The sequence below is a fragment of the Pseudomonas sp. NPDC089569 genome, from assembly GCF_050280625.1.
In the GTDB taxonomy this organism is placed as follows: Bacteria; Pseudomonadota; Gammaproteobacteria; order Pseudomonadales; family Pseudomonadaceae; genus Aquipseudomonas.
In genome coordinates this window covers 1-12,999 of record NZ_JBNNVQ010000061.1, presented here as the reverse complement: position 1 = coordinate 12,999, position 12,999 = coordinate 1, and the positions used below count along the sequence as shown (strand labels likewise).

The window sequence follows — 12,999 nt, the reverse complement described above, 5'->3', positions numbered from 1 at the left end:
ATTGTCCATCGCCCGTTTCAGTATGTAGGCAACCCCAATCACGGGAACCTCACGCTGAAAAGGATCTGAGCATGCTGAAACTCGCAGGACTTACCCTTGCGGCCCTCACCCTGAGTACCGCCGCCCAGGCCGATATCTTCATGAAGCTGGGTAGCACCGAACGCGTTACCCGACTGTTTGCCTATCCCAACAACTGCAACGTGATTTGCTATCGCAACTGGACGCTGGAGCAAACCGTCGAGCATTACCTGAGCCAAAGCGTGCAACGCGATGGCTATGACAGCGCGAAGGTGATGGTAAAGACCGATAACGATCAGCTCTTTGCCCAAATCATCGGCGTGCCCGACGACTATCAAAAGCCTTTGTCAGCACTGCTCGATGCCGGTGACCTGGCCTATAACGGCGCCAGCAAACTGAACGCCGATGGCAAGTGGGCCTTTAACTGGTATCTGTTCCTGCCCTTGGGCATGGCCCTGGAAAACCGCAGGAGTGTCGAACTGCTGCACTTCCCGCCGGATTATTCGTTGACCCAGGCGCAGGACTACCTGAAGTCCGCCACCACCGATCGCTGGGCTTCGCTGTTGACGGTCAACGGTGTGCCGGCCGAGCAGACGCCGGGCTTCCAGACCATCATCGACATCGCACCGATTGCCGCACCGTCCAATGCGGGCAAGGACCTGGAAGGCGTCTATGACTACTTCAAGGATTACCAGACCACCATGGTCAAGGACATCACCGTCAATGCCAGCGGCGCGGCATTGCCGACCGTGGCCTTTGGTGCGCCGGTGCGCAACTGGATCAAGCAGCAATACGGGCCGACGGTAAATGTGTTGAGCCTGGTGACGATCAATCCGGGTGACGGCACGAAAGTACCGGTTCTGGGCGCCAACCACCCGAGCTACATCTGGTATGCCGCCGACCCGGCGAACTATACCGGCAGCGACGCCCAGGCCAAGGCCGATTCGGCGGGCCTGAAAGTGATGGCCCAGGACCTGAGCGCTGCGTGCTGGCAGTCGATCATGGGCCGTCAACCGGACGGTAACCCCGACATTGAACTCAATACGTGTGCTCAAACCTGGCAGGTGGCGCAGAAAGAGAAAACCTGCGAGCTGTTCTACACCTCGATCCGCCATCTGACGCCCCAACAGGCCATAGGCAAGTGTGCGACCACTAATATCAAGGCCCAGCTCAAACTGCTCAAGGCGCCGGCACCCGCCACTGCAACCCCAGTTCCAGCGTTGTAAACCGACAAGCGGCGGTCAACCTGTCAGTTATGACAGTAGACCGCCCCCACCACCTGCGAGAGGCTTGAGCTGTACCCACGTGCCGCAGCACTGACAGGATCGTCAGTTGATGGATGTCGCGGCCCCCTGCCGACAAGGACCGTTATGAAAGCCAATGCGATGCACAAGTCTCTCGAACCACCGGCTGGTATTTATCCCTTTTCCGAGTTGCCGATTCGGCTCGGATTTCCTTCGCTCGCCGATTTTCAGATCCTGACGAACGATACAGGCAGGGCGACGGTCGCGGTGGCGTTGCGCGAATTCCCTCGTATCAGTCGAGTCTGCCGGGTGTCGGGGCATTTGTTGCCTTATCGCCGTCGGCATACCCGCCAGCTGGCGCCCGGCGTGCATGTCTATGACCCGCGCTTTTGCGGTCTTCTGCGGCACTCCTGCGATCCCAATGTCTACCTGGACATGAGCGAACTGTGGTTATGGGCGCTGAAGGACATAAGGAAAGGCGACTGGCTGACGATGGATTACGCCGTCAGCGAAGACAGACTGCTACGCCAGTTTGCCTGCCGCTGCGGCTCCCACAATTGCCGGGGCTGGATCACCGGTTACGATGAAACACCGAATGCCGACGGCCAGCTGTTTTTGCAACACTGGCGTCGGCAAAGTCTTTGCTGAAGGCGGTTGTTACGCCTCGATCGGACGCAGGCGGTATTGCGGCGGCAATTGCTCGAAACCGCTGATGGTGGTGTTCAGGCTTTTCCAGCGACCATCCTTGATGCCATAGATACAGCCGTGGACCGACAGGCTCTGTCCACGGTGCCAGGCGTTTTGCACGATGCTGGTGTGAGCAACGTTGGCCACTTGCTGGATCACGTTGAGTTCGCAGAGACGATCGACCTGCTCTTCTTCGGTAGCAAGCTTGGCCAGCTCTTCACGCTTTTCGTAATACAAATCACGAATCGAACGCAGCCAGCCGTCGATCAGGCCGAACTGGCGATCCTGCATCGAGGCGCGCACGCCACCACAGCCGTAGTGGCCGGTGACGAGGATGTGTTTGACCTTGAGCACGTCGACTGCGTACTGAATCACCGACAGGCAGTTGAGGTCGGTGTGCAGCACCACGTTGGCCACGTTACGGTGCACGAACAGATCACCCGGCAACATGCCGACGATCTCGTTGGCCGGCACCCGCGCATCGGAGCAACCGATCCAGAGGTATTCGGGGGTTTGCTGGCGGGCCAGCTTGGCGAAGAAGTCCGGGTCTTCCTTGGTGATTGCGTCAGCCCAACGCTCGTTGTTATCAATCAGATCTTGTAAGTCGTGCATGCTAGGAACCCTCAAGAATGATGCGCTGCTTTGACATACAACCGTCCGTCGGGGTCACGGATGTTCGGCAGATGTTTTGATTTGAGTTTCTCGTGGGACCGGTGGGTCCACCCAGACCGCCGATTATGAATCAGCGGACGATAACAAGCGCCGGCAAATCCTGAACGTCTGATAGATCGTTATCGCGAGCAGGCTCGCTCCCACGGGGATACGCATTGCAATGCGCGAGCGAGCCAGCTCCGGGCGGTGTTTCGACGATACTTTTCAGTCGACCAGCGTGCAGGCCATGACCACCGCATCTTCGCGCCCACCCACCGCCGGGTAGTAGTCGCGCCGCCGGCCGATCTCGTTGAAGCCATAGCGTTCATACAACCTGAACGCCGGGGCGTTGCTGTCGCGCACCTCCAGGAAACACTCCCGGGCGTCGGCCTTGCAGGCAATCGACATCAAATGTTCGAGCAGCGTGAAACCGAGGCCTCGCCCCTGGCTTTCCGGCTTGACGGTGATGTTCAGCAGATGGGCCTCATCCAGGATGATTTGCACCACGCCATGACCGACTTGCTGCTGCCCTTCGAACATCAGCCAGATCTGGTACTTGCCAAGGCCATCGAGAAAAATCCCGCGGGTCCAGGGGTGACTGTAGGCGGCATATTCGATTTTCAGTACAGCGTCCAGGTCCGCTTCGGTCATCGGGCGGAACGATACAGCATCACTCATTGGTTTCTTTCCAGCGCGCCATCAGCCGACGCATGGCTTGCCACACAGCAGCCTTGCGCTGTGGCTCTTCCATCAACAATTCCAGGCCGGGCAATGCCCAGGCCGAACCCAGTCCTTCGATCGGCAACTCGCGGTAGAACGCTTGCGCATCCGCTTCGCCGGCAAACCGTATGGCCGGCAGGCCGATCAGCCATAAACAGGCGCACGGCACCTCCTCCATCCGAACCGAGAGGAACCCTTGTACGAAGTCGCGAGCCGCTTCCGGCCCCTGGTCCATGGTGCCGCGCACCAGCAACGGCCAGCGCACCGGCTCGCCGACGAGCTGCGGAGCGTCCGGCAGCCCGGCGGCGCGCAACATGTCCTTGAGCAGCAGATAGGCGGGATCGCGCGTCTGGAAGGATTCGCCTGTGGGTAACTCCACCAGCAGCAGGCACCGGCCGGCGCGCAATAATTGCAGGGCGAACCTGGGTGGCGGAATCGGTGCAGGTTTGGCGGCGACCGGCGCCTCCTGCGTGGCTTCGACCGGTTTTGCCGCCGAGCGACCGCTGGTCGGCGCCGGGCGCGGCACCTCGATTTTTGTCCGCTCGGTCGGGCGCGCGGCAGGTTGCACAGGCGCTTCGGCCTGGATGACCGGCGCAACGGCCACTTCCACCTGCGGCTCTGGCATCTCCAGCAGTTCCGGCCGCGAAGGCGCGGCGAAGGGCAATTCGGTGCGCGGCAGCCAGTTGACCACCTGCATGGCGCTCAGATAGGCGCGGCGACGGGACTCGATAAGCAAAGGTCAGCCACTTGTGGATAACTAAAGTGCGCCAATTCTACAGCCCTTCGCTCAAGATCGCCCGCTGTTGATCGATAGAAAGCCGACAGTCCGTCCCGTGAGTGAATCGACACGCCGTCGATGAAGTACAATCGCGGCTTTTATCGCCAACCAGCCGGCCATTCCGATGATCGAACCCAAGCGCGTCTTGCGCGCCCTCGCTGAACACTGGGCACTTCTGGAGCCACTGTGCGAGCACTTCGACCAAGGCACACTGAGCCTCAACGAACTGCGTTCACAGTTGGCCGCCCAGCAACTGGACAGCACGCCGCAGGACATTACCAGCCTGCTCGACGTGTGGATCCGCCTCGACATTCTGGTTCCCGTGGCGAAAAGCCCGAACCGGTTCGAACTCAATGCGCAAATCCACGACTTCCTCGCCTACCTGCGCCGCGAACACCGCCTGGGCCTGTGCCTGGAGATCGAAGCCTACCTGCGCCACCTCGAACGCCTGGCCGGTTACATTCAGGATGCCTTCGACATCCGCGACGGTAATGACCTGGCCCGCCAGTTGCGCCTGCTCGACATGCGTGTGCGCGACGTACTGAAAAAACTCGCCAACGACGAACAAGCCCTGGTAGCCGTCGCCGAACGTGCCAAGACCAGTGATCGGCAGATCCCGCTGCGTCAGCGCTACGCCGAAGTACTGGCGACCTGGGACGAATACGTCGAACCCATGATCCAGCTGGTGAATGCCGACGGAGCCTTCGAACAAGGTGTGCGCAAGGTCGAAAACGTCCTGCTCAAGATGCTCACCGAACAGCAACGACTCGGCCATCTGGTGGACGACGACATGTTGCTGCGCACCCACGCGCGCATTCTTGAAATGCAGACCAGTGCTCAATTGACCCTGCGCCACGCTCGCGAACTGCTGCTGCCGCTACGTGAAGAAGCGCGGCGACACAATGCCGTGACCCGTGGTGCCGCGCTGGCGCTGGCCGCCATTCGCCGCAAAGGCATCGATGCCGTACCGCAGGCGGCCATGCCACTGTTCACCCGTCCGCAAAGTACCTTCCTGGGCAGCGCCAGCCAGGTCGAAGCCTACGTCTATGCGCTGGCACGCTTCGAACCCAAGCCGGCGCGCTTTCCCAAGGCCCACAAGACACAAAAAGGTGGCGATGCCCCGCGTGCGCCGCGCACAGTCCGCGAGATGCTCGACCGCTGCGAAGATGCGCTGCCGATGCCAGACTTGATGACCTGGCTGCTGGAGCAGGAGCCGGACGGCGCCACCGACGAGCTGCTGTACTGGTTCTCGCGCCTGTCCCGGGAAAAACGCTTCAAGCGCGAGCGCCTGGAGCGCCGCGACTACTACACAAACGAGCACCAGGTCAGCCTGCGCTCCTTCGCCCTGCTCTCGGCCGGCCAAGATGGCACCGAGAATTCTGCGAGCCCTCTCTCTGCAGGTACGCCCCATGCATCTTGATCTATCCGAACTGTCCCAGCTGGCGCCGATCTTTCGCGAGCTGTTCAAGGGTTACCACGTCAGCCGCCGCGATCCGGAGCTGTACGCGCAACTGTCGAACTTCCAGGACCAGTACCGCACATTGCTCAAGGCCCTGGGATTTGAACTGGTTTGCGACACCCGTGGTTTCTATTACTTCGTGCCGGACCTGGCCGCCGCGGCGGTGAACAAGACGGCCCAGCGACTGGCCCTGTTCACCTTCATCCTCGTCGAGCACCTGGCCGACCAGGGCCGCGACCCGATCTCCGTGCTCGACGGCGGCAGCCTGGGCCGCGATGAATTGCCGTCGCTGCTGGAAAAGTACCGCGACCTGTTCATCCAGGCCGAAGTGCAGACCCAGGACGAGCTGGAAGAAAAGATCATGCGCCGCATGACCCAGCTCGGCTTCGCCAGTGAAGAAAACGGCGTCTACCGCTTCCTGCCACCAATGCACCGCTTCCTCGATGTGTGTCTCTCCGTACAGCAAGACCGTGATCTGGCCGCCAGCGTCCACAGCGTTCTGCCGCTGCCCGCGCCGGTGCTGATCGACGAAGCGGCCGAGGCTAAATTCCTCGAAACCGACGATCCGCTCGACCTCTCGGAATTTGAAGACGAGAGCGAAGAAGATGCACTGGCTCGCGCCATTGCCGAAGAACAGGAGCTCGACGCATGAGCAAGGAACGCTACGGCATCCGCCGCTTTGCCCTTTTGAACACCGCCGGTTACAGCCTCGGCCTGTTCCCCCTGGAGGAACCGCTGTCGGTCTACGGAGCGAACAACCTCGGTAAGTCAGCCTCGATCAACGCCCTGCAGTTCCCGATCCTGGCGCGCATGTCGGACATGAGTTTCGGCAAGTACAGCCTGGAACAGTCCCGGCGTTTCTACTTCGCGTCCGACACCAGTTACATTCTGGTGGAAGTGAACCTGCCCCACGGCCCCCACGTGATCGGTGTCGTCGGGCGCGGCCCGGGCGGCGGTTTCGGGCACCAGTTCTTTGCCTACGCCGGCAATCTGGACCTGGCGCACTACCAGAAAAACGACACCTGCCTGCGTCAGAAGGAACTGTTTTCCAACCTGGAGCGCGAGGGCCTGAAAGCCTACGAACTCAAGCCGGACGAACTGCGTCGGCTGCTGGTCGGCGGCCACACTTCGATTCCGCTGGACTTGACGCTGATCCCGTTGCGCTCCACGAGCGAGCAGAGCCTGAAAACCTTCCGCGCACTGTTCATCAACCTGCTGCACATGCGTGAAATCACGGCGGCCAAACTCAAGCAACTGTTCCTCGATGCCTTCGAGCACAGCCTGCGTTCCGGTAGCGTGGACTACATTGCCGCCTGCGAAGAGGCGTTCCGCGATGTACGCCGCATGGAACAGGACTACAACTCGCTGGTGGCCGCCGGCCCTCTGGTCGAAGCGCTCGCCAACGGTGTGAAGCAGCGCGATGTGCTGCGCGGCAAGTTGCATCGCCTGTCGCCGCTGCTCGACTCGTTGCTCGGCACCTGGTCGGACTACGCCAGCGCGCGCAAGGAAGAGTTGACCATTCAGGCCGAACACTACCGTCGCGAGCAGGATGATCTGCAAAACGATCAGCGTGGCGGCACCCAGGAGCTGATGCGCCTGGAGCGGGAAATCACTGGCATCCAGCGCTGGCTCGGCGAGTTGTCGGTGCTCAAGCATCGCTTTGCCCTGGTCGATGACGTCAAGGTGCTGGAGCAGCAACTGCTGGCGGCCAAGGACGCCCATGATGAATTGGCCGGAGCCCTGGCACAGTCACGCCAGTTCAGCGCCGAAGATCTGGAAGAGCGTTTGCGGGATCTGGAAAAACGCCTGAAGTCGGTCAAGCAGCAACTCGATCACGCCGACAACAACAGCTACGCACGCCTGCGCGAAGAGTTTTCGCAACAGGATGTCGAGCGCCTGATGCGCCTGTTCAACAGTGCGTTGTTCAGCCTGCCGCTGGGTGAACACGGCATTGCGCTGGACGATGACGGTAACTGGGTCAAATCCGTGGAGCTGATCCTCGATGGCTTCAAGGGTGAGCGCTTCGAAGTGCCGGGCCTGTCCATCGACCTCTCGCACATCGAACCGCCAGCCTTGCAAGCCCTGGCGGACCGCGCAGCGTTGCGCGACCAGAAAGAGCGTCTGGACAAGGAACTCAAGCAACTCAAAACCCAGCAGGCCGTCGCTGCGGACCGCGCCGCGAGCAAGACCCAGACCGAAGCCCTGTACCAGCAAGTTCTGGATGCGCAGAAGGCCCTGGAAGACTTCCGTCGCACCCAGACGTTGAGCGCCGAAGAAGGCGACAAACTCGAACAGCTGGCGCAGATGGAAGCGGCGCAGGATGAACTCAAGCGCTCCAGCGATGCGTTCACCGAGCGCGTCCAGCAACTGTCGGCCAAGCTGCAACTGGTCGGTCGTCAAATCGCCGACATGGAAGCCAAGCAACGCACCCTCGATGACGCGTTGCGTCGTCGGCAACTGTTGCCGGCGGACTTGCCGTTCGGCACACCGTTCATGGACCCGGTCGACGACTCCATGGACAACCTGCTGCCGTTGCTCAACGACTATCAGGACAGCTGGCAAGGCCTGCTGCGTGCCGATGGCCAGATCGAAGCGCTGTACGCGCAGGTGCGTCTCAAGGGCGTGGCCAAGTTCGACAGCGAAGACGATATGGAACGTCGCCTGCAACTGCTGATCAATGCCTATGCACACCGCACCGATGAAGCCCTGACCCTGGGCAAGGCGCGTCGCGCAGCGGTCACCGATATCGCCCGGACACTGCGCAACATTCGCAGCGACTACGACAGCCTCGAGCATCAACTGGCGCTGTTCAACCGCGAGATCAACAAGCGTCAGGTCTCCAACCTGCAGAGCTTCCGCATTGTGCTGGCACCGAACAAGGAAGCGCTCAAGCACATCGACCAGATCATCCACAGCGCCGGCCAGTATGAAGAAGGCGAAACCCTGTCGGTGTTCGACCTCAGCCAGAGCGCGGAACAGGACAACAAGAACGAAGAGGCCAAGGAATACCTGGCGCGGCTGGTCGCGGCCAACCACAACCAGCTCGGTCTCAAGGACTTGTTCGAACTGGCGTTCGAGATCACCAAGGTCAACGGCCAACCGGTGATTCACACCGACATCGACGGTGCCGCGTCCAACGGCACCACGATGACCATCAAGGCGCTGACCAACATGTATTTGTTGCTGCACTTGATGGACCGCGACCTGGCCGGACGTGTGCGTTTGCCGTACTACCTGGACGAAGCCGCCGATATCGACGAAAGAAACCAGGCCGCGCTGCTGGAAACCAGCCTGCAACTGGGATTCGTGCCGATCCTGGCCAGCGTGAAGCCGCAGGTCTGCGCCAGTGTCGCCATTGACCTGGAAGGCGGCAGCGGCCCTGCCGGTATCTACATCGACGAGGCGGACTGGAAATACATTCGCCGTCATGATCAGGTGAAGGCCACGATCAATGTCGAAGCGGATGAGCCGGAGCTGGATGCGGTTTGACCTGCATTAACTGAAGGCAGTAAATGAAAAGGGCCGCGATTCGATTGGATCGCGGCCCTTTTTCATGGCTTGGGATTGTGGCGTATCTCTGGCACCTATCGCGAGCAGGCTCGCTCCCACATTTGAAATCCACTCATGTGTGGGAGCGAGCCTGCTCGCGATTGCGGTTCACAGACGCCACAAAAATTTTCGTTTATTTACCGAGCGGAATCTTCGGCGCCCAGGTCAGCCACTCTTCTTCGAACTTGTCGAACAGCGGGAACGTCTGCTCCGGCCGCGCCGCGCTGCCCATGCGCTCGCCATCCGGCGTGGCGAATGCGACACCGCCCTGGATCATGGTTTCCAGCGACTCGGTACGCACCGTGGCGCCCTTGAACAGACCGACATCGAGATCGAAGCCGCTGGTGTTCCAGAAACGCGTACCGCTGCGTACCAAAGGCGCGTATTTCGGTTCGATCAGGATACGGATCAACACGCGGTCCGCCGTCTGGCCCAATTCATACCCCGTTACTTTGCCCACCGTGATTTCACGATAGGTCACCGGCACACCGGCCTTCAACGAGCCACGGCGAGGTGCACTGAGTACCAGGCTCAAGCCTGCTTCCTGCTTGGCCGATTCCGGTGGGTTGGGCAGCGCCACGAAGCCTTTCTGCGGCCCAAGGTTCTTGGAGGCCGGCAGCACTTCAATGTATTGCCCGGTCACCAGGGTCTCCAGGTTGGACGTCTTGATCAGCCCCAGCTCCGGCTTGACCACCCAGAACTCACTGCCGACGCGAGCGATGCGTTCGGGCACTTCAGTGATACGTGCCGAGAGCAGCACCGATTGCAGGTCATCGCTCAGATCAACACCCTCGATCTTGCCGACATCAAGACCCTTGAAGCGAATCGGCGTACCGGCGCGCAAGCCATCGGCACGGTCGACCTTGATCGTGATGATCGCGCCTTTCTGTGTAGCGTCCTCATGACTGGCGAACAAGCGGAAACGGGGAATCCGCTTCTGCAGCGGCGCCTTGGCTTGCGGTGTTTCAAAGGCAATGCCTCCGGCCATCAGACTTTGCAAGGACTCACTCTTGACCTGAATCCCGCCGGTCAGGCCACCTGTGAGCGTAATGCCGCTGGCATTCCAGAAACGCGTGGAGGCGTTGACCAGATCTTCGTACTCCTTCTCGATGTGAACACCGATCACCAGTTGGTTTTTCTTGCGCGAAAACTGATAGCTCTGGACCGAACCCACCTTGACCTGCTTGTAAAGCACCGGGCTGCCGACTTCCAGCGAACCGAGGTTGTCGGTAAACAGCACCAGGTGCAGGCCAGGCGCGCGCAAATCCAGTGGTGGAGCCTTGGGTCGCGCCACGAACTCACGCTGAGGCGCCGCACCTTTATCCCCAGGTCGCACAGCGATGTAGTTACCCTTGACCAACGCTTCCAGCCCCGTGATACCCGCGAGGGAGATCGAAGGCTTTACCACCCAGAATTGCGTACCATCGACCAGGTAATCTTCGGCCAGCGGGTCCAGCGTCAGCTCGGCGTTGGCCCCTGACAGGTCTGCGTCGATCTTGAGCGCCTTGAGCGTTCCGACCTGGATGCCCTTGTACATCACCGGTGTACGTCCGGCCTGCAGGCCTTCGAAATCAGTGAGCTTGACCTTGACCTTGATACCCGCCGCCGCGGCATCGAAGTCTTCGTATAGACGGAAAGGCAGGCTCGGATCGGTGGGCGGGCTGTCCTTGCGGTTCTCCGGTGTGGCAAACGCGATTCCCCCGGCAACGATGCTGGCCAGGGACTCACTGCGCACTTTTACCCCCGACAGGTTGGCATCGATGCTGATGCCGCTGGCGTTCCAGAAACGTGTGTGTTTGCGCACCAGTTTCGCGTAGGTGGGTTCGATGAAAACCTTGAGTTCAACCGTGCTCTGGTCTTCGGAAAGCACGTAGCTTTTGATCTGACCGACCTTGATCTGCTTGTAGAACACAGGACTGCCTCGATTCAGCGAACCCAGGCGATCGGCCTTGATCGTCAGGTGCAGGCCAGGTTGAGCATCCGATAGCGGTGGCTCCTGGGCCAGCGCCTTGAATTTGCGGGTAGGCTCGCCCTCCCCCGGGCTGATCGCGACGTAATTGCCGGAGACCAGCGTCTCCAGTCCCGTAATGCCGGCCAGGCTCACACTGGGTTTAACCAACCAGAAACGTGTGCTGGTACGCAGGTACTGCTCCACGTCCTTGTTCATCTCTATGGTTGCGATCACTCCCTTGGTAGCGCCTTCATCATCAAGCTTGAGAGCCTTTACCTTGCCGACCGGCATGCCTTTGTAGACCACTTCGGTCTTGTTGGCCTGAACGCCTTCACCGCTTTCGAAACGCACCTGAATTTCAATGCCGGTTTCGTTATAGGCACGCCAGCCGAGCCAGCCACCGATGATCAAGGCAATCAGGGGTAACACCCAAATGGCAGACCAGTTCGAGGCCGGCCGGGTTTTCGCTACAGGCAAATCAGTCATGGTCGTCGTCCGACTCCGTGTTATCCCAAATCAGTCGGGGATCGAATGTTACTGCGGCAAGCATCGTCAGAATGACGACACTGGCAAAAGCGATAGCACCGAGGTCAGCCTCCACGCTGGCAAGCCGCCCAAAATTGACAACCGCCACCAGGATGGCGATTACAAAAATATCGAGCATCGACCATCGTCCGATGAACTCGATAAAGCGATACATCCAGATGCGCTGTCTTGCCGAGAGCGGCTGGCGGCGTTGTACGGAATACAACAGCAGTGCGATACCCACCAGCTTGAAGGTGGGAACCAGGATACTGGCGATAAACACCACGGCTGCAATGGGAATCATGCCGTGCTGAACCAGTTGAATGACACCGGACATGATAGTGCTGGGATCGCCTTTGCCCAGTGAACTCACCGTCATGATCGGCAGCACGTTGGCCGGAATGTAGAGAATGGCTGCGGTAATCAGCAACGCCCAGGTTCGCACCAGGCTGTTCGGACGGCGGGCATGAACCAGCGCACCGCAGCGAGTACAGACTTGTTCATCGGTATCAGCGTCCTGCCTGTTCAACTCATGGCATTCGGCGCAAATCAGAATGCCTGCATCAATCGCCCGCATGGGCATCCTCTCCTGATAATGCCTGCCAGATTTGATGGGGCGACATCACGACCTCCAACCAGACCTGAACCAATAACATACCGATGAAGCACGCCAATCCGAGCCCCACGGTCATGGCTGCCATATCTGCCAGTTTGACGATCGCCACCAGCACGCCCATGAAGTAGACCTCGAGCATGCCCCAGTCTCGTAAATGGTGATAAATGCGGTAGAGCAGCAGGCCATAGCTGCGTCCGATATCGAAACGGATGCTCAGCAAAACGGCCAGTTGGCAAAGCAGCTTGAGCAGCGGAATTCCCATGCTGCACAGGAACACGATGATGGAAACGCCTTGCATGTCGGTGTTGAAAAGGCCGACAACGCCACTCCAGACAGTATCTTGCGATGATTGCCCGAGTAGATTGAGCTGCATGATGGGTAAAAAGTTCGCTGGCACATACAGCAGCAACGCCGCGATCACGAGAGCGAGGCTGCGTTGCACGACGTTGTATCGATGGGCATAGAGCTCATATCCGCAGCGCGTACACAGGGCCTTCTCGCCGTGGGCGAGCTTGGGTTTGCGCATCAGCAAGTCGCACTCATGACACGCCACCAAATCGTTTAGCGGTAATTCTGACAGCCCGGAGGCGTCAACCGGATCTGGCATAAAGACTCTGGCTCCGAAAAAAGTGGACCTATTCTAGTGTCCTGCCCCAAAAATAACTGTGCAAATTTGTGCGCAGTCTATGAGCAATTTCTTTCGGGCAAAACAAAACCCCTACCTGCATACGCAGATAGGGGTTTCGGAATTTAATCTTGACGATGACCTACTCTCACATGGGGAAACCCCACACTACCATC

Annotated in this window: 11 protein-coding genes; 5 read left to right on the top strand and 6 right to left on the bottom strand. The window is 59.7% G+C overall.

Translation table 11 applies throughout. The features are described from left to right. Window positions 1-71: 71 nt before the first annotated feature. Together ACQKP2_RS21055 and ACQKP2_RS21050 are read left to right on the top strand one after the other, a co-directional pair. Window positions 72-1,244, top strand: a complete 1,173-nt coding sequence (locus ACQKP2_RS21055; RefSeq protein ID WP_427579148.1) for a hypothetical protein — start codon at window positions 72-74, stop codon at window positions 1,242-1,244. A gap of 144 nt (window positions 1,245-1,388) precedes the next feature. Beyond that, window positions 1,389-1,910 (top strand): SET domain-containing protein-lysine N-methyltransferase, encoded by a 522-nt coding sequence (locus ACQKP2_RS21050; RefSeq protein ID WP_427579147.1) that lies wholly within the window; start codon window positions 1,389-1,391, stop codon window positions 1,908-1,910. A 9-nt stretch (window positions 1,911-1,919) separates the two neighbouring features. Here the strand turns inward: ACQKP2_RS21050 and can are convergent, their stop codons facing one another. From can to ACQKP2_RS21035, 3 genes are all read right to left on the bottom strand, one after another. Beyond that, window positions 1,920-2,561 carry a carbonate dehydratase gene (gene can / locus ACQKP2_RS21045; RefSeq protein ID WP_427579145.1) on the bottom strand — a complete coding sequence of 214 codons (642 nt, stop codon included), beginning with the start codon at window positions 2,559-2,561 and terminating at the stop codon, window positions 1,920-1,922. Window positions 2,562-2,825: 264 nt separating this feature from the next. Next, complete coding sequence (gene rimI, locus ACQKP2_RS21040) at window positions 2,826-3,278, bottom strand: ribosomal protein S18-alanine N-acetyltransferase (protein WP_427579143.1); 453 nt, start codon at window positions 3,276-3,278, stop codon at window positions 2,826-2,828. Beyond that, on the bottom strand, window positions 3,271-4,017 hold the full coding sequence (locus tag ACQKP2_RS21035; RefSeq protein WP_427579173.1) for an energy transducer TonB: 747 nt from the start codon (window positions 4,015-4,017) through the stop codon (window positions 3,271-3,273). Before ACQKP2_RS21035 ends, rimI begins: the two co-directional genes overlap by 8 nt. A gap of 205 nt (window positions 4,018-4,222) precedes the next feature. Here ACQKP2_RS21035 and mksB point away from each other — a divergent pair, with 205 nt between their 5' ends. The 3 genes from mksB to mksF are packed head-to-tail and all read left to right on the top strand — an operon-like array spanning window position 4,223 to window position 9,046. After that, window positions 4,223-5,518 (top strand): Mks condensin complex protein MksB, encoded by a 1,296-nt coding sequence (mksB, locus tag ACQKP2_RS21030; RefSeq protein WP_427579142.1) that lies wholly within the window; start codon window positions 4,223-4,225, stop codon window positions 5,516-5,518. Continuing rightward, window positions 5,508-6,209: an Mks condensin complex protein MksE gene (gene mksE, locus ACQKP2_RS21025; protein ID WP_427579140.1), complete on the top strand. Its 702-nt coding sequence runs from the start codon at window positions 5,508-5,510 to the stop codon at window positions 6,207-6,209. The genes mksB and mksE overlap by 11 nt, the downstream gene beginning before the upstream one ends. Beyond that, window positions 6,206-9,046, top strand: a complete 2,841-nt coding sequence (gene mksF, locus ACQKP2_RS21020; protein WP_427579139.1) for an Mks condensin complex protein MksF — start codon at window positions 6,206-6,208, stop codon at window positions 9,044-9,046. The genes mksE and mksF overlap by 4 nt, the downstream gene beginning before the upstream one ends. Before the next feature lie 193 nt (window positions 9,047-9,239). On the opposite strand, the gene ACQKP2_RS21015 is transcribed toward mksF, so the two are convergent. Genes ACQKP2_RS21015 through ACQKP2_RS21005 form a run of 3 tightly spaced genes read right to left on the bottom strand, consistent with a single transcriptional unit; the run spans window position 9,240 to window position 12,805 of the window. Further along, entirely contained in the window at window positions 9,240-11,543 is a 2,304-nt protein-coding gene (locus ACQKP2_RS21015) for an intermembrane transport protein PqiB (protein WP_427579138.1), read from the bottom strand. Next, window positions 11,536-12,159, bottom strand: coding sequence for a paraquat-inducible protein A (locus ACQKP2_RS21010; protein ID WP_427579137.1), 624 nt, complete (start codon window positions 12,157-12,159; stop codon window positions 11,536-11,538). Before ACQKP2_RS21010 ends, ACQKP2_RS21015 begins: the two co-directional genes overlap by 8 nt. Beyond that, window positions 12,146-12,805, bottom strand: coding sequence for a paraquat-inducible protein A (locus tag ACQKP2_RS21005; RefSeq protein ID WP_427579135.1), 660 nt, complete (start codon window positions 12,803-12,805; stop codon window positions 12,146-12,148). The genes ACQKP2_RS21010 and ACQKP2_RS21005 overlap by 14 nt, the downstream gene beginning before the upstream one ends. Window positions 12,806-12,999 lie beyond the last annotated feature (194 nt).